The organism is Oceanobacillus oncorhynchi, from assembly GCF_000821065.1.
GTDB lineage: Bacteria > Bacillota > Bacilli > Bacillales > Amphibacillaceae > Oceanobacillus > Oceanobacillus oncorhynchi.
Genome location: NZ_CDGG01000001.1, coordinates 2023650 through 2049844, shown reverse-complemented (window position 1 = coordinate 2049844; position 26195 = coordinate 2023650). Strand labels below are relative to the sequence as shown.

General features: G+C 38.8%; 24 protein-coding genes. 9 read left to right on the top strand and 15 right to left on the bottom strand.

What is annotated here, in order from left to right; genetic code table 11:
• Positions 1–8: 8 nt before the first annotated feature.
• The 7 genes from BN997_RS09700 to BN997_RS09670 form a co-directional block, all read right to left on the bottom strand.
• A complete protein-coding gene (locus BN997_RS09700; protein ID WP_042531773.1) occupies positions 9–320 on the bottom strand; it encodes a PTS sugar transporter subunit IIA in 312 nt (103 codons plus the stop codon).
• A gap of 2 nt (positions 321–322) precedes the next feature.
• Positions 323–619, bottom strand: a complete 297-nt coding sequence (locus BN997_RS09695) for a PTS sugar transporter subunit IIB (RefSeq protein WP_052484970.1) — start codon at positions 617–619, stop codon at positions 323–325.
• A 183-nt stretch (positions 620–802) separates the two neighbouring features.
• Positions 803–1558, bottom strand: a complete 756-nt coding sequence (locus BN997_RS09690) for a DeoR/GlpR family DNA-binding transcription regulator (RefSeq protein WP_042531772.1) — start codon at positions 1556–1558, stop codon at positions 803–805.
• Positions 1559–1583: 25 nt separating this feature from the next.
• Positions 1584–2594 (bottom strand): LacI family DNA-binding transcriptional regulator, encoded by a 1011-nt coding sequence (locus BN997_RS09685; protein WP_244882361.1) that lies wholly within the window; start codon positions 2592–2594, stop codon positions 1584–1586.
• Between the two features lie 272 nt (positions 2595–2866).
• Positions 2867–4279, bottom strand: coding sequence for a D-xylose transporter XylE (gene xylE, locus BN997_RS09680; protein ID WP_042531766.1), 1413 nt, complete (start codon positions 4277–4279; stop codon positions 2867–2869).
• Positions 4280–4368: 89 nt separating this feature from the next.
• Positions 4369–5181: a sugar phosphate isomerase/epimerase family protein gene (locus BN997_RS09675; protein WP_042531764.1), complete on the bottom strand. Its 813-nt coding sequence runs from the start codon at positions 5179–5181 to the stop codon at positions 4369–4371.
• Positions 5181–6224 carry a Gfo/Idh/MocA family oxidoreductase gene (locus BN997_RS09670; RefSeq protein WP_042531762.1) on the bottom strand — a complete coding sequence of 348 codons (1044 nt, stop codon included), beginning with the start codon at positions 6222–6224 and terminating at the stop codon, positions 5181–5183. The genes BN997_RS09675 and BN997_RS09670 overlap by 1 nt, the downstream gene beginning before the upstream one ends.
• A gap of 446 nt (positions 6225–6670) precedes the next feature.
• Here BN997_RS09670 and BN997_RS09665 point away from each other — a divergent pair, with 446 nt between their 5' ends.
• The 9 genes from BN997_RS09665 to iolG all read left to right on the top strand — a co-directional run bounded on the left by BN997_RS09665 (position 6671) and on the right by iolG (position 16537).
• Complete coding sequence (locus BN997_RS09665; protein ID WP_244882360.1) at positions 6671–7483, top strand: DeoR/GlpR family DNA-binding transcription regulator; 813 nt, start codon at positions 6671–6673, stop codon at positions 7481–7483.
• 2 nt (positions 7484–7485) lie between these two features.
• A complete protein-coding gene (locus BN997_RS09660) occupies positions 7486–7875 on the top strand; it encodes a tautomerase family protein (RefSeq protein ID WP_042531760.1) in 390 nt (129 codons plus the stop codon).
• Between the two features lie 85 nt (positions 7876–7960).
• Entirely contained in the window at positions 7961–9418 is a 1458-nt protein-coding gene (locus BN997_RS09655; protein ID WP_042531759.1) for a CoA-acylating methylmalonate-semialdehyde dehydrogenase, read from the top strand.
• Positions 9419–9746: 328 nt separating this feature from the next.
• Entirely contained in the window at positions 9747–10565 is an 819-nt protein-coding gene (iolB, locus tag BN997_RS09650) for a 5-deoxy-glucuronate isomerase (RefSeq protein ID WP_042531757.1), read from the top strand.
• A 97-nt stretch (positions 10566–10662) separates the two neighbouring features.
• Positions 10663–11643 (top strand): 5-dehydro-2-deoxygluconokinase, encoded by a 981-nt coding sequence (gene iolC / locus BN997_RS09645; RefSeq protein WP_042531755.1) that lies wholly within the window; start codon positions 10663–10665, stop codon positions 11641–11643.
• 29 nt (positions 11644–11672) lie between these two features.
• A complete protein-coding gene (iolD, locus tag BN997_RS09640) occupies positions 11673–13589 on the top strand; it encodes a 3D-(3,5/4)-trihydroxycyclohexane-1,2-dione acylhydrolase (decyclizing) (protein ID WP_042531753.1) in 1917 nt (638 codons plus the stop codon).
• Between the two features lie 22 nt (positions 13590–13611).
• Positions 13612–14514, top strand: coding sequence for a myo-inosose-2 dehydratase (gene iolE / locus BN997_RS09635; RefSeq protein WP_042531751.1), 903 nt, complete (start codon positions 13612–13614; stop codon positions 14512–14514).
• A 93-nt stretch (positions 14515–14607) separates the two neighbouring features.
• A complete protein-coding gene (gene fba / locus BN997_RS09630; RefSeq protein WP_042531749.1) occupies positions 14608–15465 on the top strand; it encodes a class II fructose-1,6-bisphosphate aldolase in 858 nt (285 codons plus the stop codon).
• Between the two features lie 61 nt (positions 15466–15526).
• Complete coding sequence (gene iolG, locus BN997_RS09625) at positions 15527–16537, top strand: inositol 2-dehydrogenase (RefSeq protein ID WP_042531747.1); 1011 nt, start codon at positions 15527–15529, stop codon at positions 16535–16537.
• Positions 16538–16662: 125 nt separating this feature from the next.
• On the opposite strand, the gene BN997_RS09620 is transcribed toward iolG, so the two are convergent.
• The 8 genes from BN997_RS09620 to BN997_RS09585 form a co-directional block, all read right to left on the bottom strand.
• Positions 16663–17883 carry an MFS transporter gene (locus BN997_RS09620; protein ID WP_042531745.1) on the bottom strand — a complete coding sequence of 407 codons (1221 nt, stop codon included), beginning with the start codon at positions 17881–17883 and terminating at the stop codon, positions 16663–16665.
• A gap of 174 nt (positions 17884–18057) precedes the next feature.
• The gene (locus BN997_RS09615; RefSeq protein ID WP_042531743.1) at positions 18058–19083 is read right to left on the bottom strand and encodes a bifunctional inositol 2-dehydrogenase/D-chiro-inositol 1-dehydrogenase; all 1026 of its coding nucleotides are present in this window, start codon (positions 19081–19083) and stop codon (positions 18058–18060) included.
• Positions 19084–19281: 198 nt separating this feature from the next.
• Positions 19282–20250, bottom strand: a complete 969-nt coding sequence (locus BN997_RS09610) for a sugar ABC transporter substrate-binding protein (protein ID WP_052484969.1) — start codon at positions 20248–20250, stop codon at positions 19282–19284.
• 126 nt (positions 20251–20376) lie between these two features.
• Positions 20377–21345, bottom strand: a complete 969-nt coding sequence (locus BN997_RS09605; RefSeq protein ID WP_042531741.1) for a sugar ABC transporter substrate-binding protein — start codon at positions 21343–21345, stop codon at positions 20377–20379.
• A 395-nt stretch (positions 21346–21740) separates the two neighbouring features.
• Positions 21741–22718 (bottom strand): sugar ABC transporter substrate-binding protein, encoded by a 978-nt coding sequence (locus BN997_RS09600; RefSeq protein ID WP_042531739.1) that lies wholly within the window; start codon positions 22716–22718, stop codon positions 21741–21743.
• A 31-nt stretch (positions 22719–22749) separates the two neighbouring features.
• The gene (locus tag BN997_RS09595; protein ID WP_042535974.1) at positions 22750–23904 is read right to left on the bottom strand and encodes a Gfo/Idh/MocA family protein; all 1155 of its coding nucleotides are present in this window, start codon (positions 23902–23904) and stop codon (positions 22750–22752) included.
• 99 nt (positions 23905–24003) lie between these two features.
• A complete protein-coding gene (locus BN997_RS09590; RefSeq protein ID WP_042531737.1) occupies positions 24004–25017 on the bottom strand; it encodes a zinc-binding dehydrogenase in 1014 nt (337 codons plus the stop codon).
• Positions 25018–25158: 141 nt separating this feature from the next.
• On the bottom strand, positions 25159–26193 hold the full coding sequence (locus BN997_RS09585; RefSeq protein ID WP_084612908.1) for an ABC transporter permease: 1035 nt from the start codon (positions 26191–26193) through the stop codon (positions 25159–25161).
• Between the last annotated feature and the right edge of the window lie 2 nt (positions 26194–26195).

Below are 26195 nucleotides of genomic sequence, written 5' to 3'. Positions count from 1 at the left end.
AGTTTTTACTATAATTTATTTTTCAAATGAAGCTCAGCTAATTCCTGCGCCATATCACAAATCATTTGGGCATTTGTCACATGATCCATTGCATGAATAAGATAAATATTGATATCTGTCTGCTGCTCACGGCTGTTCAATTGCAAAAGCTCCGTTTGTTTTTTATGAGCAGCTATCAAATGCTTTTTAGCATCAGCGATGCCCGCTTCATATCCGTGCACATCTTGTTTTTTTGCAAGTCCTAATGCCTGATAGGCTAATGTTTTCGCCTGAGAAGCTTCTGTAATCAAAGGCATAAAAACTTCTGCATCGATTGCCATTGCTACGCCTCACTTATTTGTTCAAAAATGCTGTAAACATTCATGGTATTATAGTCTGTCACGGAAATTTTAGCCACTTTTGCATCCGTTGACGTTTCGTATTTCTTCGTGCTGTGATGAATTTGTGGTCCTAAGAGCACTACATTTACATCATGTTCTTTCACATAGTCCAATCCTTCTTCCAGACTTTTTGATTGGATATCGATATTTTGTCCTTTTTCTTGGGCAAGGTCGTTTAATTTTTTTACTAATAAACTTGTCGTTATTCCTGCTTCACATACTACAATCACTTTTTCCATCCGTTACACCTCTTCTTTAGTTATATTCGTCACACTGCTTCGTGCACCTGGAATATGAAAAGAAAAGCTTCTTGATGATTGTGCATTTTTTCGCAGTGTGAGGTTTTATTTTATATTAAAGAGTTTACCCCAAAAATGCAATTCTTCTGCATGAAACTGTTTTCTGCCTGAACTATTACAAAATTACCTTGGAAAAATCACTTCATATTGATTCTGTTGACTGTGTTTGATATATGCTTGCGGAGGTTCCTGGTCCGTTATCAAATAATCAATGTCATCAAAATCACAGTAGGTCGTCAATGCATATTTATCGAATTTTGTATGGTCTACCAGAATAAATACCTGCTCGCTTTTTTTGATTACTTTTGCCTTTACTTGTGTTTCTAATGGGGAGGAGTTGGTTATTCCTTTATCTAGTGAAAGCCCTGTTGAAGCCATAAAAGCTTTATTGAAATTATATTTTTGAATCACTTCTGCACTTTCTGTTCCAACATAGGATCTGGTAGAACGTTCGAAAACACCGCCGGTCGAATAAATATTTAAATTCGGATAAGCGCTGGCGTCCAAAGTGAAATCGAGATTATTGGTGACGATCGTAACATTTTTATACTTGATAAAATCCAGCAGCTCCACCGTAGTGGTCCCGGAATCGATAAAAATAATATCTCCATCCTCAATAAATTCCGCTGCTAATTTTGCAAGCTTCTGTTTTTCGTGGAATTGCTTGACTTTACGGTCTTGATATGGAACGGTCAGCGGTTTTGAAATAGACACCCCGCCGTAAACCTTCACCAATTGTTCTTCATCTACAAGCTCCTGAATGTCCCGTCGGATTGTATTTTTAGAAACCCCAAATCGATCTACAAGTTCATCAAGTGATACAGATTCTTTTTCTTTCACATATTCAAGTATTGCAGTTACCCGCTGCGCTTTCATCATATAGCATTCTCCTTCTAAGAATTTATTACTGCCGACCTTCCCCCACTGTCCCCCGAATCACTAATCTCGGAGCTAATACGATTCGCTGCTTCACTTTTTCCGTTCCATTTATTTCCTCTACTAAGAGCTGAACAATTTTTTCAGCCATCTCCTCCGTCGGTTGTGCAACAGTTGTTAACTGAGGGTAGCACATTTGAGCCAGAATAGAATTATCAAAACCAACAATAGATACATCATCAGGAATCATCAGACCTGCTTCCCGAACTCCTTGCATGGCACCAATTGCCAAAGGTTCTGTAGATGCAAAAATTGCCGTTGGCGGCTCTTGCATGTTAACCAGCTTCCCAGCTGACTGCGAAGCATCCATAAAGCTGGAATTATCTATTGAAATAAGTGATTTGCTCGCTTCCATTTGCTCATCCTCCAACGCCTGCTTATACCCGTCTACCCTTGCCTTTACAGATGAAAAATACATATCCTCTGTTATCACCGCAATCCGCTGATGACCTTTTTTTATTAAATAAGAGGTTGCTTCATAAGCTCCTAAATAATCATTTACTAAAACTGTATTCAAAGGCAGCGAAGGAACTTCCCGGGATAAAAGCGCAATAGGAATATTACTGTTTTTCAACTCCTGTAACGCCTTCGCATTTTTCAAACCGGTCGCAATAATAATACCATCTACATATTTTTTACGAAGAATAGCAATATACTCTTTTTCTTTAACAAGATTATTATCTGTACTGCAAACAATTAAGCTGAACCCATATTTGCGTCCATTATCTTCAATTTTCCTGGCAATTTCTGCAGAAAAAGGATCAGCGATAGATGGAATTAATAATCCAATTGTTTGCAGCCTTTTCTGCAATGCAGGTGCAGCAATTGGCTGATAACTTAGCTTCTGCATACTTGCCTCTACTTTTTTCTTCGTTTTATCTGCAATACTGCCCGTGCCGTTCATTACTTTAGAAACGGTGGAAATAGAAACTCCAGCCTCTTTAGCTACATCATAAATTGTCGGTCGCTTCTCTTTCAAGAACATTTCCCTACTTTCTTATCATGTATCGTTTTCTTATCATTAAGTAACTTTAATTCTACAGTAAACAACCTGAGTACGCCATAGATGTAAAACGGTTCTTATTTCACTATTCTTTAAAATCATTAGAAAACTTGGTTGTCACCAGGCCTTTAGGTGACAACCTTAGTTACAGTTATGCAGTAAGAAAGTTTATACTTTCTTACCTGCTAAAAAAGCCTGATATAGTCGCAAACTACACCAAGCTTTTTTTTCCATTCTATCTTGTTTCCCTACACAGCTTTGTTCTGCTGCGAGTTCGCCTGTTTATCTTCCCAATACTTTTCAATTTCTTCTAATGTTTTCCCTTTTGTCTCAGGGACAAGCTTTAGAACAAACAATAGCGCGAGTACACACATAATGCCATAGAAAGTATAAGCAAATCCTGCCCCAAATTCTAATAAAGACGGGAACGTAGAAGATATCAACAGATTCGAACCCCAGTTTGCCACAACAGTGATTGCCATAATCTGGCCTCTTACCTTATTAGGGAACAGTTCTGAGGCTAATACCCACATCAATGGACCAAATGATAGATTATAGAATGCCACAAAAATCAAGATAAAGATAAGTGCGCCAATCCCCATTTGATCAAGATATGCTAGTGCAGCAACACCAAACATTCCTACAGCCATACCAACGGAACCTACAATCATTAATAATCTTCTTCCAACTCTGTCAACTAACAGCATTGCAATTAATACAAAGATAAAGTTAACAATTCCGATGATTACCGTTTGAAACATCGATCCATCTGAACTCGCACCCATTTCCGCAAAAATTCTTGGAGCATAATATAAGATAACATTGATGCCTACAAATTGTTGAAATGCAGCTAATAAAATACCAACAATGACAACTAATTTCCCATAAGAAAACACTCGAACATTTTTTACATCAACGGTTTGTTTGATTTCTTGATAAATTGCGTTTGCCTTTTCCTTCGAGTTATTTACTTTTTCAAGGATTGTCAGTGCTTCTTGATCTTTATTTTTAGAGATTAAATACCTTGGTGTTTCCGGAACAAGGAATAACAATCCAAAGAATAACAGGGCTGGTATTGCTTCTGAAGCAAACATATACCTCCAGCCTACATCATGAATCCAGCTTAATTCCTGCCCAGCTGCGATTCTCCAGTTAACGAAATACACAAAAGACATCCCGAATATAATCGCTAAATTATTTAATGTTACCAACTTCCCTCTAATATTCGCGGGAGATGTTTCACTAATGTATAAAGGTCCAAGTCCCGACGCTAAACCTACGCCGATTCCACCGATAATACGATAAAAATTAAACATAATGAAAAGTCCCATTGTCTGGTTATCTTTCGTAAAGAATAGAAATTCAGGATAAGCCGATAACAGAGCAGAAACGAAGAATAATACAGCAGCTACTAACAGGGAGTTTTTGCGTCCAATTCTGTTAGAAAGAAATCCGCTGATCAACCCTCCGACAATACAACCAATTAACGCACTGGAAACAGTTAATCCATGTGCGAATGTCCCTAGGCCGAGACTCTCCATAAAATACACTTGCAAGGATTGCTCAGCTCCAGAAATAACAGCTGTGTCATAACCAAACAATAATCCTCCTAAAGCGGCAATCAATGTTAATGTAACAATATATCTTGTATTTTTCTTCATGTATTTACCCCTCTTCCCCTTTTTAAATACCTTCCCGGAAAGCGTTGTCATTCATATGAAGGAAACAGCGCCTTAAAAGCGCTGAAACCTTAGTATTTCTCCCATTCTTTTAACTGTTTTAATGACGCACGATAATATGCTGTAATAACACCTAAGTAGTCTCCTTCTTTCACAGGAGTAAAAGGATTAGGTCCGGCAGCTGTCATTTCCATAATCACAGGACCTGTATAACCGATTTCTCCTAAAACAGCTACCTGTTCTTTTAAATTTGCATGTCCATTACCAATAGCTTGTCTATTGGAGTCAGCAATATGATAAACGCCCAAATTTTCTCCGGCATCCTTCAACGCTTGAACAGATGAGCTTTCTTCAATATTCATATGATAAGCATCTAATAAAATAGTAAGATATTTACTTTGAACCTCATCTATCAATTTTTTTGCTTCTTTTGACGTGATTATTTGATGATTTTCATAACGATTAAGCACCTCATAAACAATAGGCATTTCGAGTTCTTCTGCTTTTTCTACTATTTGCTTTGTACTTTTCACAAGCAATTCCCAGTCTTTATCCGAGTTACCTGAACCTGTTATTTTCCCAACTTCACCATGAAGACAAATTCTACCTGCTCCCAGCTCTTTAGCCCAGATTAATAATTCCAGAAAGTAATTAACAGCATCCACTCTGACTTTTTCATCAATACTTGAAATATCAACATTATCCGGTGTCACAGATAAAGCCTTTAAGTTATATTCTTTCAGTAATTCTTTTATTTCCGCAGGGTCATCCTCTAAGTTTCCTTGCACTTCAACACCATCTACACCAATCTCTTCCGCAAGCTTTATCTTTCTCTGTGTATCTACATCTCCAAATGTCCATAAGCATAGCCCATATTCTCTCATTACATTGCTTCCTCCTTTAACTGTAATGAAATAACATCTTCTACTTTTACAGGAAGTCCTGTTTTCACAGACTCAATACTTGCCAGCGCCAAATACAATGCCCATTCTGCATTTTCAATAGATACTTTTGGCGTTACTTCTTCATTTTGTACCGCTTTCACAAAATGCTTTAATTCATCAACATATGCATCAAATAAAAGATCCTGATCATATCTGGTAGTTTGGTAGCTTGCTCCAGCTGTATTAAATTTTTGCATGCTGGATGTTTTGATATCTCCTAACGTAATCATTCCTTCCGAACCAAATACTTCCGCACGTACATCGTATCCATATTTAGCCTGAAAGCTGGCATCCGCTACCGCAATACATCCATTATCAAACGTTATCGTCACCACAGAAGTATCCAATAATCCGTTTTCCTTCAAATCCGGCCGGATAAGCGCATCTGCTTTCGCATATACCTCTACCGGTTTCGCTCCTGGATTTAAGTACATCAACGTATCAAAATCATGAATCAATGTTTCTAAAAATATCGTCCATTCCGGTTTCTTTTCTGGACCAGAAAGCTCTGGATCTCTCGTATTTGAACGAAGCAGCTGTACGTCCCCTAGCTGTCCATCAACAATTTCTTGATGCGCTTGTTCAAAACCCTTTTCAAAACGACGATTAAAACCAACTTGGACCGGTACAGGATTTTTCTTTGCAGCTTTTTTGATCGCTTTCATCTCTTCTATCGAAACTGCCATTGGCTTTTCACAGAAAACGGGCTTTCCATGTTCAATCGCTTGAATAACATTTTCCGAATGTGTTCTTGCTGGAGAAACTATCACAATGGCATCTACTTCAGAATCTTGAATTAAATCTAACGGATTTGTATAAATTTTAGCTTCTTCTCCAATATGTTGTAATACGTTTTCAGCAGATTGTGGAAATGGGTCTGCAATCGCATACAATTTCGCCCCAGGAATACGCTGCGCAATTGTTTGGCCATGAAACGCCCCCATTCTTCCAGCACCTATCAATCCTATATTTAATGTTTTCATAAAAATTCACCCCTTCTTTAGGAAAGTGTTTTCCTTATGACGATGATTATAAACAGGCTTTTAATTCATGTCAATATTAATTTATACAAAATAAATTAGAAATAAAACAAACTATACAGGAAAACACTTTCCCTTTTTTCACCTTTATTATTAGCAAAAAACTCGTATTAGCTCTTCTAATGCCCAAAAAGAAGACAAACCAAAGTCTATCTTTCTATTTCAGTATGTCATTTTTGTTCTAACAAATTTCATAAACACAATCTACTGCTCATCTGCAGAGCAAATATCTCAATAAACATTAACTTACCCATCCTTCTAAAAGAAAACGCATCCAAGAACACCGTCACATCAACAAAACAATAAAATGCTCAAATAAATTATAAACTTTTGGTCATTTCTTGTTAACTTTTTGGATTCTTTGTGTTATACTCAATGTAAGAAAAGAGGTGATCAACATCAAATCGAAGCGTATCGCTGCATTACAAGAATATATTACGCTCAAGCAAAGAGCTTCTTATGATGAACTCGTTGATAAATTTGCAGTTTCTAAAAATACTATCCGTAATGATGTGCAGGAGTTATGTAAGACCGGTGACATTGTTAAGGTTCATGGCGGAGCAGCTGTTAATCAGCCTACTGAAAAAAAACAGCAAAACAAAGATATCACCAAGCCTTTAACCTCCTTCACTTACCGGCAGACAAAGAATCTGCCAAATAAACAAAGGATTGCGGAACAGGCTGCCAACTATATTCAAGATGGGGACATTATTTTTATAGATACGGGAACAACCGTATTAGAGCTCATTAAATATATTCAGGACAAACAAATCACGATTGTAACGAATAATATTGATTTCATCCTGAGAACGATGCCTTATGAAAACCTTACTGTTTATAGTTTGGGAGGCGCGCTTAACCGCAGAACGCAGTCGTTTACAACGATTCAGGCACAGGAAATTCTAAAGAATTATAATATTAACAAAGCATTTTTAGCTGCTACTGCGATTTCTATCAAAAATGGCGTAACGAGCTCTATTCCTGTGGAAAGCGAATTGAAATTTTATATAGCGGAACAAATCGAGCAGAAGCTGTTGTTAGTTGATCATCAAAAATTCGATAAAGTCGCTTTAACTACTTATTGCAATCTGAACCAGCTGGATTATCTGATTACAGATCAACGCCCTGGTCAAGCGTATATCGACTATTGTAAGAATTATAATGTCGAGCTTGTTATTGCAAATCAAAATGAAGGAGTGTAGAGATGCCCCTAATTAAAGTTGATTTAATCAAAGGTCGAGAACCGGAGGAAATCAAACAAATTTTGGATGCAGCGCATCAAGTTGTTTTGGAAGCGTTTCATGTCCCTGAGGGTGATCGTTACCAAGTTGTAACACAGCATGAACCCTACGAAATGATTATGAAGGATACCGGGCTCGGCTTTGAGAGAAGTGATAACGTCATCCTTTTTACCGTCATCAGTACACAGCGGACGGACAAGATGAAGAAAGACTTTTATCAGCTTCTGACAGAAAGGTTAGAGCAGCAATGTCAGGTAGATCCAAAGGATGTCATGATTACCTTTGTCACGAATGGCGCCGGAGAATGGAGCTTTGGATTTGGCAAGGCACAATTTTTAACCGGTGACCTCTAGCATTTTTCAACTAAGTTATCTATTTTCTCTAAATTTTTCAGAGAATAAAATATAAATCTACTATATTAAAGGAGGACATATTCTAATGTCTAAAAAACTAAAGAACTTTATCAATGGTGAATGGGTCGAAAGTAAAACAGATAAGTATGAAGATGTTTATAATCCAGCAACAAAAGAAGTATTAGCACAAGTGCCAATCTCTACTCCAGAGGATTTTGAAGATGCTGTGCAGGCAGCTCAGGCTGCTCAAGAAAAATGGAAAAAAGTATCTGTAGCCAAACGTGCCCGCATTCTATTTAAATATCAAAATCTATTAGAAGAGCATAAAGAAGAATTAGCAAAATTAATTACCCAGGAAAACGGAAAAAGTGTTAGCGAAGCACTAGGTGAAGTTGGACGCGGTATTGAAAACGTAGAATTCGCTGCTGGTGCACCGACATTAATGATGGGAGATTCTCTTGCAACAATTGCAACCGATGTAGAAGCTACCAACTATCGTTACCCTGTAGGAGTTGTCGGTGGAATTGCGCCATTTAACTTCCCAATGATGGTCCCTTGCTGGATGTTCCCAATGGCAATTGCTTTAGGTAACTCCTTTATCTTAAAGCCATCAGAAAAAACACCTATTCTTGCAGCCAGACTTGCAGAATTACTGGATGAAGCCGGTCTTCCTAAGGGTGTATTCAGTATTGTAAATGGTGCACATGATGTGGTGAATGGCATTTTAGACCACCCTACTGTAAAAGCAGTATCCTTCGTAGGCTCTAAGCCAGTTGGAGAATATGTATACAAGCGCGGAAGTGAGAATTTAAAACGTGTTCAAGCATTAACTGGCGCGAAAAACCACTCTACGGTATTAGCAGATGCTGACTTAGACCTAGCTACAAAAGAAGTAATCAGCGCTGCATTCGGTTCTGCCGGAGAACGCTGTATGGCTTGTGCGGTGGTAACTGTAGAAGATTCCGTTGCAGATGAATTTATCGCAAAATTAAAAGAAGCATCTGACAACATCAAAATGGGTAATGGCCTGGATGAAGGTGTCTTCTTAGGACCGGTTATCCGCGACGAAGCAAAACAACGTACACTGGGTTATATCGAAAAAGGAATCGAAGAAGGCGCTACGTTAGTTCGCGACGGACGTAACGAACAAAATGAGGATGGCTACTTTGTCGGACCAACGATTTTTGATGGCGTATCTCAAGATATGACAATATGGAAGGATGAGATTTTTGCTCCAGTGTTATCTGTCGTACGTGTGAAAAACCTAAAAGAAGCAGTGGAATTCGCTAACCAATCTGAATTCGCTAACGGTGCTTGCCTATTCACTACAAGCGCATTATCTGTACGCTATTTCCGTGAAAACATCGATGCAGGTATGTTAGGAATCAACTTAGGTGTACCAGCACCGATGGCATTCTTCCCATTCTCCGGATGGAAGTCTTCTTTCTACGGTACATTGCATGCAAATGGAAAAGACAGTGTCGATTTCTATACACGTAAAAAAGTAGTAACCGCCCGTTACCCTGAACCAGATTTTTCATAATGCATTAAAGCAGATTACTAGATTTTAAATAAAACATGAGGCTGGGCATTTTATCTCCAGCCAATGTTGTCAGGTTAATAAATTTATAAAAAATATATTTGATACAAGTAGGATAGTGATAATACTAACTAGCGGAGGAAAAATACGGAGACTCCTGCGGGAAAGCGCAGTGGGAAGACCCCGCAGGGAAAAAGTGCTCTTCTTTTTACCGAGGAGGCTGAGCTCAAGCCCGCGGAAAGCGTAGTGTTTTTCCGCAGCGGCATATTAACCTGACCACATTGCTTTTCACTCTAGTCCCAGCCTCATCCCATGTCGAAAGGAGTTCTTTATGAGTCATTTATTAAGAAAACCTGAAAATAACAAATTAGCAGACGGCGTAACACTTGTTCATGAAGTGACAGAAGAAAATTCCGACCTTCATTATGTCGGTTTTAAAGTAGTAGATTTAGAACCAAATACCAGCTATGACGAAAAGCTGACGAACTTAGAGCTTTGTGTTGTCGCATTAACAGGAAAAATCACTGTCACAGATGGCTATCAAAGCTTCTCTGATATTGGTACCCGCGAAAGCGTATTTGAACGTAAACCGACAGACAGTGTTTATGTTTCCCATAATAAAACAGTTACCATTACAGCTAACACGAAAGCTCGTGTAGCATTATGCTTTGCTCCATCTGATAAAGAGCTGCCGACCAAACTGATTAAAGCAGAGGATAACGGCGTAGAGCATCGCGGAAAATATAATAATAAACGGCAAGTACACAATATTTTACCGGACTCTGATCCTTCCGCAAACAGCTTGCTTGTTGTAGAAGTGTTTACAGAAACAGCTAACTGGTCCAGCTACCCTCCGCATAAGCATGACCAGGACAATCTTCCAAACGAGTCCTTCTTAGAAGAAAGCTATTATCACGAAATGGACCCGCCGCAAGGGTTTGTTTTCCAGCGTGTATATACAGAGGACCGTTCTTTAGATGAGACCATGGCTGTAGAAAATGCCAATGTTGTTCTTGTTCCTAAAGGCTACCATCCAGTAGGCGTGCCAGACGGTTATGCTGCTTACTATTTAAATGTCATGGCCGGACCGGAACGCATATGGAAATTCCATAACGAAAAGGATCATGAATGGATCATTGATCGAGACTAATCATTTTTGAATCGTCCCCCTCTCCTCTATTCCTATAGAAAGAGGCGAGGGCGATTCTCCTATGAAAATAAACCGTAATGAAAAAGGAGCGAAACGCATGGCACTTACATTTAATCAAGATAGAGAATACGATATTATTGCGATTGGCCGCGCTGCGATTGACTTGAATGCAAACGAATACAACCGTCCGATGGAAGAAACAATGACTTTCACAAAATACGTTGGCGGTTCTCCGGCAAATATTGCTATTGGCAGTTCAAAATTAGGGCTGAAAGCTGGATTTATCGGCAAAATCTCAAAAGACCAGCACGGAAACTTTATCAAACAATACATGGAGGAAAAAGGGATTGACACCTCTCATATCGTTTACGATACAGAAGGACATAAATCCGGACTTACTTTCACAGAAATTCTAAGCCCGGAAGAATGCAGCATTTTAATGTATCGTGATCAAGTAGCAGATCTTTATTTAGATTCCACCGAAGTAAGCGAAGATTATATCAAAAAAGCGAAAATCCTTCTTGTTTCCGGTACCGCACTGGCACAGAGCCCTTCTCGTGAAGCGGTATTGCAAGCAGTTCAATATGCAAAAAAGAATGATGTCAAAGTTATCTTTGAATTAGATCACCGTCCATATACATGGAAATCTGCTGAGGAAACAGCAGTATATTACTCTCTCGTTGCAGAGCTTTCCGATGTCGTTATCGGTACGCGTGACGAATACGATGTGATGGAAAACCTGGATTCAGAAGGCGACAATGAAAAAACAGTCCAGCACTTATTCCAGCATAATACCGAGCTTGTTGTCATCAAGCATGGTGTCGACGGTTCCTATGCCTATGAGCCAGATGGTACCGTTCACCGCGGACAGGCATACAAAACAAAAGTGTTAAAAACATTTGGCGCAGGCGATTCCTATGCATCTGCATTTCTTTATGCACTTGTTACAGGAAAAGACTATGAAACTGCATTGAAATTCGGCAGTGCATCTGCTTCCATCGTTGTCAGCAAGCACAGTTCTTCCGAAGCGATGCCGACTGTAGAAGAAATTGAACAGCTTATTCGCGAGCGTTCTTAAATTTAGATACGAAAGGTAGGTTGAATAAAATGGGTGAAAAAATCCGTTTAACTACTGCACAAGCATTGGTAAAGTTTTTGAATCAGCAATATATTTCTGTAGACGGCGTAGAAACGCCTTTTGTAGAAGGTGTTTTCCATATTTATGGCCATGGAAATGTTTTAGGCTTAGGAGAAGCACTTGAAAATAATCCCGGTCGTCTAAAAAGCTATCAGGGAAAGAATGAACAAGGGATGGCACATGCAGCAACGGCTTTTGCCAGACAAAATCTCCGTCAAAAGATTTTTGCTGTGTCCGCATCTGCAGGACCGGGTTCAGCAAATCTGGTAACAGCAGCTGGTACTGCTTTTGCAAATAATATCCCGGTGCTATTCTTACCAGCAGATACATTTGCCACCAGACAGCCCGACCCTGTACTGCAGCAATTAGAGCATGAACACAGTACAGATTTAACAACCAACGAAGCATTCAAAGCTGTTTCAAGATATTGGGACCGTATTGATCGTCCGGAACAGTTGATGAGTGCGTTAATCCGAGCATTTGAAGTATTAACGAATCCGGCAACAACTGGACCAGCAACGATTTGCTTACCTCAGGATGTAGAAGCGATGGCATATGATTATCCAGTCAGCTTTTTCAATAAACGCGTTCACTATGTAGACCGTAAATTACCGACGCAGCGTGAATTAGATGGAGCCGTTGCGGCCATTACACAAAGTAAACGTCCGGTTCTATTAGTCGGCGGTGGTGCTAAATATTCAGAGGCAAGAGAGGAATTAGTAGCACTGTCTGAAAAAGCAAATATTCCCATCGTAGAAACACATGCCGGGAAATCAACCGTGGAGTTTACTCATCCGAATAATCTTGGCGGAAATGGTATTTTAGGTACCTCCGCTGCGAACAAAGCAGTGATGAACGCCGACTTGATTATCGGAATCGGTACAAGGTATACAGATTTCACAACATCATCCAGAACGTTGTTTGACTTTGATAATACAACCTTTTTAAATATCAATGTAAACCGCGGACAAGCTTATAAATTTGACGGGTTCCAAGTGGTGGCTGACGCTAAAGCAGCATTGCAATCAATCAATAAAAATATTGGCGATTACCAATCAAGCTATGGAGAAGAAACAGCTTCCCTGAAACAAGAGTGGGAGAATGAGCGTAATCGCTTAGCTGCAACAGAATTCAATCGCAATGATTTCAAACCTGAAATCGCAGATCATTTTAATCAAGAAATTTTAAATGATTATGCAGATGCGCTAAAAACAGAATTAACACAAACGGAAGCATTAATTAAAGTCAACGATGTGGTCGACAGCGATGCCATCGTAATTTCTTCCGCTGGATCACTGCCAGGAGATATGCAGCGTATCTGGAATGCCAATGTGGCAAATACGTTCCATTTAGAATATGGCTATTCTTGTATGGGGTACGAAATCGCGGGAGCTCTGGGAGCTAAATTAGCGAAGCCTGAACAGGAATCGTATGCAGTTGTAGGAGACGGAAGCTTCTTAATGCTTCACTCTGAAATTGTAACAGCTCTTCAATATGATAAAAAAATCAACCTGCTTCTATTCGATAATTCCGGGTTTGGATGCATCAATAACTTACAAATGGATCACGGAAATGGAAGCACAGGAACAGAATTCCGTAATGCGAATAACGAAATCATGAACATTGATTACGCTAAAATCGGAGAAGGATATGGCTTAAAAACCTATTCTGTCAATAACCTAAAAGATTTAACAGCAGCTGTGGAAGATGCTAAAAAACAAACGGTATCCACGCTGATTGAAATAAAAGTGCTGCCAAAAACAATGACAGACGGCTACGATGGTAGCTGGTGGAATGTTGGAGTAGCAGAAGTTTCCGAAAAGGAAAGTGTACAAAAAGCTGCCGCAGAAAGACAACAAATTCTCGATAATGCAAGACAATATTAATGGAAGCTGGATGTGATGAATGATGGGAAAACAGGATATCCATTGGGGAATAGCACCAATCGGCTGGCGAAATGACGATATGCCGGAAATCGGAAAAGACAATACCCTATCGCATCTATTGAGCGATATCGTTGTTGCCGGATTTGAAGGCACAGAAGTCGGCGGTTTCTTCCCTGATGCGAAAACATTAAAAAAAGAAATAAAGCTCCGCAACTTAAAGATTGCCGGACAATGGTTCTCCAGTTTTATTATTCAAGATGGCGTGGAGAAAGCATCGGAAGCATTCCGTGAGCACTGCGCTTATTTAAAAGAAGTGGATGCTGCGGTTGCTGTTGTATCCGAACAAACCTACAGTATTCAAGGCTTACCTAAAAATGTTTTTGCTGATAAGCCCACTTTTTCAGATGAAGAATGGAATCAGCTTACAGAAGGCTTGAACGTACTCGGCGAAGTCGCTGACAGTTACGGCTTAAAGCTTGTATATCATCACCATCTCGGAACCGGCGTACAGACGTTGGCAGAAGTCGACCGCTTGATGAAAAATACCGACCCGGGACTGGTTCACTTGCTTTACGATACAGGTCACATTTACGCCTCTGATAAAGCATACATGCCGTTATTAGAGAAGCATATGCACCGAATCAAGCATGTGCATTTTAAAGATATTCGGGACAATATCATGAAAACGAGCGAAGAAGACAGTCTATCCTTCCGCTCTGCCTTTCTTGCCGGGATGTTTACAGTACCTGGTGATGGCGGTATCGACTTTAAAAAAGTATATGACAAGCTGCTGGAAAATAACTACCAGGGCTGGATTGTGATTGAAGCAGAGCAGGATCCGGAAATTGCGCATCCGCTTGAATATGCTTTAAAGGCCCGCAAATATATTAACGAAAACGTATTGAACGAAAAAATCACAAACTAAATGAGGATGTTCACTTTAAAAGCAGTATGTTAGAGTGAACATCTTCATGAAACGTACGTCATATTTAACTATAAAAAGAATGGAGGTGAAAGAATGACATTTGTATCATTAAAAGAGCTGATGCCTGAAGCAAAGAAAAACCACTATGCCGTCGGCCAATTTAATATCAATACCTTTCAATGGGCAGAAGCCACATTACGCGCAGCAGAAAAAGAAAAATCTCCCGTTATTTTAGCTTCCACGGATCGTATCGTAGACTACCTTGGCGGATTTAAATTGATTGCTGCCACTACCAAAAAAATGGTAGAAGAAATGGGAATTACCGTACCTGTCGTTCTGCACCTCGACCATGGTTTATCGGTAGAACGCTGTAAAGAAGCTGTTGATGCAGGCTACAGCTCTGTTATGTATGATGGCTCGAAGCTGCCTTTGGAAGAAAATATCGCCAACACCAAAGAGGTTGTCGACTATGCAAATAAACAGCATGTCTCTGTGGAAGCAGAAATCGGTTCTGTTGGCGGTACAGAGGATGGCATCACTTCAGGCATCAAATATGCGGACCCAAACGAGTGTTATCGGCTTGTAGAAGAAACCGGAGTAGATCTGCTTGCAGCCGCGCTTGGATCGGTTCATGGCGTTTATCAGGGTGAACCAAAGCTGGCATTTGATTTAATGCAGGAAATCTCTGACAACCTGAATGAGGTTCCTCTGGCTCTGCATGGCGGTTCTGGTATTCCTGCCCACCAAATTGTAAAAGCCATTGAATACGGGCATGCCAAAATCAATGTAAATACCGAATGCAATCAAGCATGGACAAAAGTAGTACGTGACTACCTGGAGCAGCATCCAGATTCCCATAAGATCCCGGAAATTATGACAACAGGGATGAATGCAATTGAAAGAGTAGTAATAGAAAAAATGCGTTTATTTGGTTCTTCCAATAAAGCATAAGTCCATATTATCAGAACAACTGTCGCTTCACATAGACAGTTACAGACTTGGAGGAATGACAATGACAAAAGTAGTTGTAGGCATCATTGGCGCTGGACGTATCGGACAGCTGCATGCTAAAAATATTCTGCTATCCGATAAATACCAGTTAAAAGCAATTTCTGATGTATACACCGATCACTTGAAGGATATCGATTATTTAAAGGCTGTTCCTGTTATCACACAGAATGCAGATGATATTCTTAATGACCCAGAAATCGATGCTGTTTTTATCTGCTCAAGCACGGATACCCATATTGATTTTATTACAAAAGCAGCAAAGAATAACAAGCATATTTTCTGCGAAAAGCCAATCAGCTTTGATATTGAAAAAACAAAAGAAACCTTGGAAGTGATTAAAGAAACAGGCGTCAAATTCCAAGTAGGTTTTAACCGCCGTTTCGATACACATTTCAGAAAAGCACATGATGTTGTCCGCAATGGTGATATTGGTACACCGCATGTTATTAAAATCACTTCCCGTGATCCGGAAGCTCCGCCAGAAGAATATGTAAAACGCTCCGGCGGCCTATTTATCGATATGGCGATCCATGATTTCGATATGATTCGTTACTTATCCGGTCAAGATGTGAAAAACATTACCGTAAAAGCGTCTTCTCTGGTAGATGATCGTTTTTCACGCAATGATGATGTAGATACAGCCATTATCACCCTCACCTTTGCAGATGATTCTCTGGGAGTAATTGATAACAGCCGCCAAGCAGTATACGGCTATGACCAGCGTATCGAAGTATTCGGCAATAACGGCATGGTCCAGGTAGAAAATCAGAAGCCGACCAATGTAAAAGTAAGCACAAATGCTGCGGTTACCGAGGACAAGCCAATGTATTTCTTCCTTGAGCGTTATAATGAAGGATACATCGCGGAAATCCATGATTTTGCCCAATCTATTTTAGAAGATAAACCCGTCGTGGCAAAATTCGAGGACGGGCTACAGGCTGAGCTGTTAGCAAAAGCTGCGAAACTTTCCTGGAAAGAGAATCGTACGGTTGAATTGAGTGAGCTTCGTTAATATGAGATAACTTTAACTTTTAAATTGATAAAAAGAAAAGACGAGCAACTTATTGCTTGCCTTTTCTTTTTATCTGTAAATAAGAGACGATGCTTTACCTCTCAAAGTATTTGTAATCCAAACCCTCATTTTTCTAACATACGGCTATGTCTTTGAAACAAGAACAACACCGCCATAACCGTTACTAACGCAAATATTCCAGTAAAATAAAATACTTCACTTAAACCAATATGTTCAGCAATACTGCCTGCAGCCAGCGGTCCCAAAAAGATTCCCAGTGCATAGAAAGATTGAAAAAAACCCATTGCTGACATCTTTAAGTGCGCGGGGCTGTAACAAACAACCTCATCTAACAAAATAGGAAACACAAAACCAAGTGCCAGACCAATTACAAAATGAACCATAGATAATGTAAGCAGTGTCCCCGTCAATGGAACCAGCAGCAGAAAGATGCCAGTTATTCCAAAACAACTCCAAAGTATTCGTTTATTATATCTGCTGTCTATTTTTATAAAGACTAAACTTAGAGAAGCTAATGCGTGTGGAATAAAAAATGCACTAACTAACCAAATGAATGCTGTTTCTGATACGCCATTTTCAGCAGCTATAATTGGACTGAAACCAAAGATAGTGATAAACAAGATAGCATGAGCAGCAAGTGATAAAAACGTAATCATTTTCAATCCTGGTAATGTTAATAAGACACGTAAATAAGATAACAAATTAAAACTTGTATTGGTCATCGATTCAGGCTGCTGTAAATCTTTGATCTGCCATGCTAATAGAATACCTAATACAGAAACAACAGCTCCAATCCAAAAAGGCGCGTTCCAGCCAAATTGCTCAACGATAAATCCACTAATCGCCATACTTGCAAACTGTGTAGCTACAGTAATAAATTGCAATGTTCCCATTGCTTTGGCAGATTGACCTGTTTCAAAATAATATGTATACAAAACCGTAGCCATTACCCACATAGACGCAGTAACTCCAGCCATCAATCGTGCAAGCATAATCATAAAAAATGAATCGAAATAAACTAAAATCAGGCAACTAAGAAGTGATACGGCAAATCCTCCTACAAATAACTGTTTTCTTAATTTACTTAAATAATCCGATAAAATTCCGAGCGGCAGTCTTAATAGGATTTGAGTGATGCCGTAGCTTCCGATAATAACACCCACTGCAGTATACGAAAACCCTTTTGATTGCAGGTACACACCGAAAACGGGTGAATAAATATAAGTAGCAAACCAAAAACAAAATATAGCTGCTAGAAAAATGACATGGTCTTTTTTTAGTATTACTCTTTCTTCCCTCTTTTGAACATATGCTATATTTGACATAAAATCCTCCCTACCTATACATGGATATACATTTTTTCATATCCATCCATAAGAAATCACAAATATTCCTATCCATATGCCATGGACAGGAATATTATTTGATTAATTGATTGACTGCTTATAGTCATTAATTCTTTGTTATCCTAACGCTTCTGTTAAAATTCCAAAAATATATCAGACTTCTACCTTTGCTTCTCTATAAAAACTCGGGCATTCAGGTAAATCAATAGGAATAATCTTTTCTGAATTTTTCGCTTCCAGGCAAGCATCCACTGTCACAGAAACAACATAACCATCCCAAGCTGATGGTCCATTCATTTCACCTTTTAGCGTTGCGTCTATCCATTCTTGTATTTCTACATCATACGCGTCAATAAAACGAGGCTTCCAATCCGTTAAAATATCGGAAGAAAGTTTAGCATCTTTACGAACTACGACACTGGCAGGCTCTGGCAGGTTAGCAATTCCAGTATCTCCAACTACTTGGCATTGAACATCATAACCATATTGACAATTAACAAATACTTCTGCGTCAATGCGAATACCTTCTTTCGTTTCCAATAATATCATGTAAGAATCCTGCATCCCATCATTTGCAAAACGAGTTCTCCTCGGCTGGATTACTTGAACAGATACATAATCATCCTGAAGCAGCCATCTTAAAATATCAATTTCATGCACAAAAGAATCTGTAATTGGCATATCTCCATGAAATGCAGGTGCATTTTGATTCCGATGAGCACAATGAAGCATCAATGGAGTACCAATCTGATTCTCTTTAATAGTTTTTTTCAAAGCACGATAACCCTGATCATATCTTCGCATAAACCCTACTGTTACTAATTGCTTTCCACTTTCAACTTCAGCATCTACAATACGTTTACAACCTTCAGCTGTAGTAGCAAGCGGTTTTTCGCAAAACACAGGTTTTCCAGCTGCAATAGAAGCTAACACAAATTCCTCATGCGTCGGCCCCCAGGACGTTACAACTACTGCATCCACATTGGGAGATTGTATTAATGCATGACCATCTTTAAAGATTTCTGCATTTAGATTTTCTGTTTCTACAACAGCTTCTGCCTGCTCTGGATTTACATCCGTTACAGCAATAATTTCCCCGCCGTTCAGCGTATTTGTAATCCGATGGATATGATCCTTTCCGATTGCTCCTGTACCAATAACTCCTATTTTTAATACCATTCTAATTCCTCCCTATATAATTAAAATATCTTTAAAATGTTCTTGCTTTTTTAGACTTTTATAAACATCTATTTGGGATAGAACGGCAGTTTCACAGTCAGTGTATTCCGTCGTATCCACACCCGCCTGCCCCAATAAAGAAATCAAATATTCCCATCCTTCTTTCATGGACAGGAATATTATTTGGATAATTGATTACTAATTACCTAAATAACCATTGATTTTTTCTACTTCTTCTTCTGCCGTTTCACTTGTAACTACGTTGACTTCTGCAAAAATTTCATCATCTACCTCTTCACCTTCAAGCGCTTTGTAGGCAGATTCAATGGATGTATACCCCATTTGATAAGGATCGTAAGCTACATCTGCATTTAATTTTCCGTCAACTATCGCTTGAAGTGCATCTGGTGTTCCATCAAACCCAATAACCGGGATATCCGTTCTTGCGTTATTATCCAACCCTTGGTGTGCTCCAAGCGCCATTTCATCGTTTGTTGCAAAAATAGCTTTAATATCTAAATCATTTGTTAGAAAATCTTCTGTAATATTTACTGCTCTCACACGATCACTTTGTCCATCCTGTACAACGATTTCAATATCTTTCTCTTCCAATGCATCTTGAAATCCGTTTGTACGATCATCATGTACTTTTGCTCCAAGCTGCCCACGAATAATTGCTACGGTATCTCCATCTTCCAATTGTTCACTGATATACTCTCCAGCAAGCTTGCCAGCCTCATAATTTTCTACACCTACAAATGTTACTTTATCAGTAAACTCTTCTATATCTGCATCTGCTAAAACGACAGGAACATCCTGGTTAGAAGCCTGTTGTAAAGCTGGCAGCATCGCTTCTGGCAGACTCGGCGCAACTACTAAAGCATCTGCTCCCGCAGAAAGCTGATCTTCAACGATTTTTACTTGCTCTTCAAACATCGTTTCCTCAGCAGGCCCTAGCACATCTAATGAAATTCCTAAATCATCTGCTGCGGCTTCGGCACCAGCTTTATGCAATTGCCAATAATCAGAGCTTAATGTCATATAAACAGATGCCATTTTATAGGACTCATTTCCACTCCCGTTCGAAACTTCCCCAGAACTTTCATTCGTACATGCAGCTAAAAACAAAAGCAGTGAAGCAATAATAAAAAAAACTATTCTTTTCATTATAAAACCTCCACAATTTTATATTTAAAAAAAGTATAAAATCTAATTTGGCCTTCTTTAACATCGGAAAATTCTAATAATATACTTCCTAATGTTAAAATTATTTTATTTAGAATAATTTTAATGCTATTCTAAATAGCTGTTACTTAACTCGATTTCCTCTTCAACGTTTTCACTTGTAATAACTTTTGCTCCAGAATCTATCCTATCTTCTACATCTTCTCCTTGCAGTGCTTGATAAGCAGATTCAACAGCTGAATATCCCATTTGATAAGGGTCCTGAGCAATTTCTGCCGTTATTTTTCCATCCATAACTGCCTGCAAACCATCTGGAGTGCCATCAAAACCAATTAAAGGAATGTCTGTTTTCCCTTGATTTTCTAACCCTTGATATGTTCCTAATGCCATTTCATCCGACGTTGCAAATACCGCTTTTATATCATCATCACTAGTCAAAATATTTTCCATAATATTTACTGCCTTCACCCGATCACTTTGAGCGTCTTGAACTATAAATTCCAGATTCTTACCGTCTAAAGCATCTTGGAATCCATTTGTACGCTCATCATGTACTTTTGCTCCCAGTTGTCCACGGATAATCGCTACCTTGTCTCCTTCTTCTAATTTGTCACTAATATACTCACCTGCTAATTTACCAGCATCATAGTTCTCTGTCCCTATGAAGGTAACTTTATCTTCAAAATCTTCAACATCTGCATCTGCCAATACGACAGGAATGTCCATCCCTTCAGCTTGATTTAAGATTGGCAGCATCGCTTCTGGCAGACTTGGGGCAACAATAATAGCATCCGCTCCTGAAGAAATTTGATCTTCAACAATTTTGACCTGCTCCTCAAACATCGTTTCTTCTGCTGGTCCTAACACTTCTAAAGAAATCCCAAGGTCTGCCGCAGCATCCTCAGCACCAGCTTTATGCATCTGCCAATAATCAGAATTTAATGCCATGAGTACAGTAGCAAATTTATAAGATTCACTGCCATCTTCACTCGCATTAGAGTCTTCAGACGAACATGCAGCTAAAGCTGACAAAAGTAATACCATGGTGAAAATAACTAAATAGTTAAATCTTTTCATATCGATTCTCCTTTGGTTATCATTATTAAAATAAAATTCTGATATATGCAGCAGCTGGCTTATGAACATTATTGAAATCTACAAAGTTCATCATCTCTTCTTGGATCAAACCCGCTAATTTTTTAGATTGTTCAGGAATAATTGCAAGGATTTTTTACAATATACATACTTCTTTAGACACTCCATAATGAAAAGCATTTGTTGAGGCAATAGCTGCTAAATCAACGTTCGTATCTATCATTACTTTTCCTAGTAAGATGTCAAACATTGATAATTTAATTGTTTGTGAGCCTTCCCCATCCAGCCAACATCAATAAAACCAATTTTCACCTTTTTAACTCATACACTCCTCTCTGTTGTCTAGTTTTTCTAAAGAATTTATAGACAATGAAAATTTATTTCTCTAAAATACCATTAATTTCATCAAGCGTTTCTCCAGCATTTTCTTCTGTTAGTATTTCCACATCAATATCAATTTCCTTATCAATCATTTCCCCCTCAATAGCCTTTAATGCGTTTTCTACCCCCTGATACCCCATTTGATATGGGCTTTGAGCAACTGTTGCAGTCAGTCCGCCATTACTAATCGAGTCTAATGCATCACTCGTTCCATCAACCCCAATAATTGGTATATCTAAATTTTGCGCACTTACTGCTTCAAAGGCTCCCATCGCCATTTCATCATTCGCTGCAAACACTCCTTGAATATCTGGATGGGCTGTTAAAATATTCTCCATTGTATTTACTGCCTTTGCACGGTCAAAATCAGCAGCTTGAGAGGCAACAATATTTATCCCTTGCTCTTCCATTACATCGTTCACTCCGCTAACTCTTTCCTCACTTACCGCCGCACCTGAAACTCCTTCTAAAATCGCAACTTCATCTCCTTCTGATAAATCAGAGGATAAAAGTTTCGCAGCTTCTTGCCCAGCTGTATAATTGTTTGTTCCAATGTAAGTCGTTTTTTCTTCCCAATCTAAATCTGTATCAATCAGCAAGACTGGTATATCCTTTTCTCGATACCGCTGAAGGACTGGCGTTTGTTCTTCTGTACTAGGCATTGCAACAAGTGCATCTGGCTCTTCAACTAATAAATCTTCTAAAATATTAATAATCTCTGTTGTATTTGTCTGTGTAGAGGCAGCCTGAAAAGTACCATTTACATCAAAATCTTCAAATGCCTGTTTTGCTCCTGCCTCAGCCAATTTAAAATATTCCTGATCCGACCCTTTTAAAACTACTGCAATAATAGGTTTCCCCTCTCCGCCCGCACTTGATGATGAATCACTTGCATCACCGTCTTCTGCACAAGCTGCAAGCGTTAATATAGCTACTAAAAATACAGTTAATAGATAATATTTGATTTTTGTCATTATACTCATTACCTCTTTTACTAATTTATAGTTATTCTTTAATAGAGATACTGTTGCTTTTTTCTGAAACATTAATCCATACTTTTTTAGCAGCTGACTCTTCAATGGATTCTAGCAAAATCTGATTGCGTAAGCCGTCTTCAAAATTTGGTCTAGGACTACTCCCTTGCTCAATGCCATTAAAAAAATCAGATAAGAGGTTAATAAAGGTATGTTCATAGCCAATAATATGTCCCACTGGCCAATACGCCTCAGCATATGGGTGATATTTTTCCGTACAGTTAATCGTTCTGTACCCTCGGATACCAGGTTCATCATCTGTAAAATATACTTCCAGATTATTTAAATTCTCTAAATCCCAGCGAATCGAACCTTTTTCCCCATTAATTTCAAAGCGATTCCCATTCAAATTTCCTCCAGCAAGTTTCGTTGCTTCGAATGTTCCAATTGCACCATTTTCAAAACGGGCAATCAGTGCTGCTGCATCTTCAACAGTTACATCTTCCATCTGCTTCTTATCTGCTTCATTCTGATTTTCAGATTCAGCTGCTGGCCTCTGATTTACAAAGGTTTCTGTCAAAGCTGCAACCTCTTGAAATTCTCCTACTAAAAATCTTGCTAAATCCAAATTGTGTGAGCCAATATCTCCCAGAACGCCTAACCCTGTTATTTCTTTCCTTGTCCTCCAAGTAATGGGGGATTCTGTATCTAAATATACATCCTGCAAGTAAGTCCCTCGGACATGGTTGATTTTCCCTAAACGATTCTGCTCAATAAGTCGTTTAGCAAACTGCACTGCCGGAGCAAAACGATAATTGTGGCAAATCATATGAATGCTCCCACTTTTACATGCAGCATCATACATCTCTTTCGCTTGCCTCGTATTCATCGCAAGTGGTTTCTCACAAATAATATGTTTTCCTGCCTTCGCTGCTGCTATTGCCATCTCGTAGTGCATATTGTTTGGAGTAGCTATATCGATCATATCGATATCATCACGTTCAATCAGTTTCCTCCAGTCCGTCTCATAAGATTCCCAGCCAAATGCTTGAGCCGCTTCTTTTACCTTTGCTTCGTTTCGTCCAGAAATTGCCTTCATAACTGGAACAACATTCAAATTAAAGAAAAATGGCAAGTTGCGATATGCATTACTGTGAGCTTTACCCATAAACTTGTAGCCAATCATTCCGACTCTTATTTCCTTCTTTTCCTCACTCAATAGATTCGACTCCTCCCATTTTTATATTTCTGATATTAACTAGTATGAAATACACTTTAATCCTGCTCATTCCGGATATACTACAATTTTTATTGCCTCACCTTTCCTCATATTTTCAATACCTTCATGAATTTGATTTAATGTGATCTTATGAGTAATAAGCTCTTCTAAATTGAGCAAATTAGCTTCTAAAATCTTGATTACTTTTGGAAAATCAAAGTTTTGTATATAAGTTCCTTTGATCGTAATTTCATTTCTTGTAATATCATATTGTTTGATAGCTGGTGCAACATGTTCATTCATCCCTAAAACTAATACTTGCCCTCCTTTCCGAACCAGTTCAACTGCCTGGTTCATTAAAGCACCCACGCAATCAACCACCACATCCGCTCCAATAGTTGTTTCAGCTTTAACTACTTCGTAAATATCCTCCTGTTTCGGGTTGACCGTCCGTGTTGCTCCAGATTTTTCTGAAAATCTCAGACGATAATCAGAGAAGTCAGAGCAAATTATTTTTCCTGCTCCTGCAGCTTTTGCTACTTGCGTAAACAGTTGTCCCATTGGACCAGTTCCCAAAATGACAACACTATCTCCTGGCTGAATATTTATTTTTTCACTGCCGTTAATAACGCAAGATAAGGGTTCTGCCAGTACCGCTACTTCTGGCGGTACTTCTTTTGACACTTTAAATACATTTTTTGCTGGCAGGACACTGTATGAAGCCCATCCTCCATCTTTAAAAATTCCTATACTTGAACTGTTATCACACATATTTACTAATCCCATACCACAGTATTCACATTCGCCGCATGTAGTAGTCGGGTCTACTATGACACGGTCTCCCACCTTTACATTTCCTACTTCCTTTCCTATTTCCACAATTTCTCCAACATATTCATGCCCTAAAACGGATCCTGGAGTTGCTGGATGCCCTGGCGGATCAGCTAATATATGGACATCTGTCCCGCAAATACTGGCTGCTTCCACTTTAATTTTCACTTCATTTTCTGTTACTCGATCAGGTTCATTTCTATCTTGTAATTCTAATTTTCCAATTTCTTTAAATACTCCTGCTTGCATGAATTAATGCCTCCTGCTAACCAAATTTCAAAAAATATAAAATTTTATTATCACAATATTCCGTCTTTAAAACTCTTGCTTTTAATAGAGTTAATAATAGATAATCAAAATTCTTTCGTATCCACAAAATAAAAGACTATTTTATTTCTTTGTTCCTTTTCTGCGTAATACATCAACATATACCGCTAAAATAATAACAATACCAATTACAACGGTCTGTAAATCAGAAGACGTACCAATTAAATTCAAACCGTTACGAAGAACCGCGATAATTAATGCTCCAATCAATGTGCCAACTACCGTGCCTACTCCGCCGAAGAAACTCGCTCCGCCGATAATAACAGCGGCAATTGCATCCAACTCATATGTTAACCCCGCTATTGGAGATGCTGAATTGGTTCTTCCAATTAGAACCAGCCCTCCAAGAGCCGCCATAAAACCACTTACTGTATATACAATAATGAGAACTCGGTCCACTGGAATTCCTGATAGGCGTGCAGCTTCTTTATTTCCACCAATGGCATAAATATATCTTCCAGTTGCTGTTCTATTTAAAAAAATATGCATCAAAACTGCTACAATGATAACCAATATAAAGCTTACTGGAACGATATTGATACTTTCTTGTCCAACATAGTTTATTAGTAATGGAAAACCAAAAATAGGTGATGCACCAGTTACAATAAGCGCTAGCCCACGATATACATTCATTGTTCCTAAGGTTGAGATGAATGGGTGTGGTAAACGCAGCTTTGTTAATAATAAACCGTTAATTAATCCGGCCACCGCACCTGCTAATAATAAAACAATTAAACCAACTACTGGCGACATGCCCCAAGATACCGTAACGATTCCTCCTAGAACAATGGATAGAGCCAAAATAGAACCTACGGATAAATCGATTCCTGCAGTGATAATCGGTAAAAGCATTCCCAGAGACAATAGAGCGTTAATGGATGCTTGTCTGGCAACATTCATTAAGTTATCTATTGTAATAAAACTCGGAGCAAGAATAGTAAGAATAACCGATAAACCTATTAAGCCAAATAATGCACCAAATTTATCTAAAACTGCCCTTGCATCCCATTTTTTCTTAGGATCTTTAGAAGGTTTCGGCGGTTTTCCATCTTTTTGCTCTTCAATTTTTTCATCAATATCTTTCACTCTTTCTTCCATTT

Excerpts from the sequence above, each read along its gene's own strand:
- BN997_RS09660 (WP_042531760.1), top strand. The coding sequence starts at position 7,486 with ATGCCCCTAATTAAAGTTGATTTAATCAAAGGTCGAGAACCGGAGGAA.
- BN997_RS09600 (WP_042531739.1), bottom strand. The coding sequence starts at position 22,718 with ATGACAAAAATCAAATATTATCTATTAACTGTATTTTTAGTAGCTATA.
- BN997_RS09610 (WP_052484969.1), bottom strand. The coding sequence starts at position 20,250 with ATGAAAAGAATAGTTTTTTTTATTATTGCTTCACTGCTTTTGTTTTTA.
- BN997_RS09605 (WP_042531741.1), bottom strand. The coding sequence starts at position 21,345 with ATGAAAAGATTTAACTATTTAGTTATTTTCACCATGGTATTACTTTTG.
- BN997_RS09595 (WP_042535974.1), bottom strand. The coding sequence starts at position 23,904 with ATGATTGGCTACAAGTTTATGGGTAAAGCTCACAGTAATGCATATCGC.
- BN997_RS09590 (WP_042531737.1), bottom strand. The coding sequence starts at position 25,017 with ATGCAAGCAGGAGTATTTAAAGAAATTGGAAAATTAGAATTACAAGAT.
- BN997_RS09620 (WP_042531745.1), bottom strand. The coding sequence starts at position 17,883 with ATGTCAAATATAGCATATGTTCAAAAGAGGGAAGAAAGAGTAATACTA.
- iolB (WP_042531757.1), top strand. The coding sequence starts at position 9,747 with ATGAGTCATTTATTAAGAAAACCTGAAAATAACAAATTAGCAGACGGC.
- iolC (WP_042531755.1), top strand. The coding sequence starts at position 10,663 with ATGGCACTTACATTTAATCAAGATAGAGAATACGATATTATTGCGATT.
- BN997_RS09615 (WP_042531743.1), bottom strand. The coding sequence starts at position 19,083 with ATGGTATTAAAAATAGGAGTTATTGGTACAGGAGCAATCGGAAAGGAT.
- xylE (WP_042531766.1), bottom strand. The coding sequence starts at position 4,279 with ATGAAGAAAAATACAAGATATATTGTTACATTAACATTGATTGCCGCT.
- BN997_RS09585 (WP_084612908.1), bottom strand. The coding sequence starts at position 26,193 with ATGGAAGAAAGAGTGAAAGATATTGATGAAAAAATTGAAGAGCAAAAA.
- BN997_RS09655 (WP_042531759.1), top strand. The coding sequence starts at position 7,961 with ATGTCTAAAAAACTAAAGAACTTTATCAATGGTGAATGGGTCGAAAGT.
- BN997_RS09675 (WP_042531764.1), bottom strand. The coding sequence starts at position 5,181 with ATGAGAGAATATGGGCTATGCTTATGGACATTTGGAGATGTAGATACA.
- BN997_RS09690 (WP_042531772.1), bottom strand. The coding sequence starts at position 1,558 with ATGATGAAAGCGCAGCGGGTAACTGCAATACTTGAATATGTGAAAGAA.
- BN997_RS09695 (WP_052484970.1), bottom strand. The coding sequence starts at position 619 with ATGGAAAAAGTGATTGTAGTATGTGAAGCAGGAATAACGACAAGTTTA.
- iolD (WP_042531753.1), top strand. The coding sequence starts at position 11,673 with ATGGGTGAAAAAATCCGTTTAACTACTGCACAAGCATTGGTAAAGTTT.
- BN997_RS09700 (WP_042531773.1), bottom strand. The coding sequence starts at position 320 with ATGGCAATCGATGCAGAAGTTTTTATGCCTTTGATTACAGAAGCTTCT.
- fba (WP_042531749.1), top strand. The coding sequence starts at position 14,608 with ATGACATTTGTATCATTAAAAGAGCTGATGCCTGAAGCAAAGAAAAAC.
- BN997_RS09670 (WP_042531762.1), bottom strand. The coding sequence starts at position 6,224 with ATGAAAACATTAAATATAGGATTGATAGGTGCTGGAAGAATGGGGGCG.
- iolG (WP_042531747.1), top strand. The coding sequence starts at position 15,527 with ATGACAAAAGTAGTTGTAGGCATCATTGGCGCTGGACGTATCGGACAG.
- iolE (WP_042531751.1), top strand. The coding sequence starts at position 13,612 with ATGGGAAAACAGGATATCCATTGGGGAATAGCACCAATCGGCTGGCGA.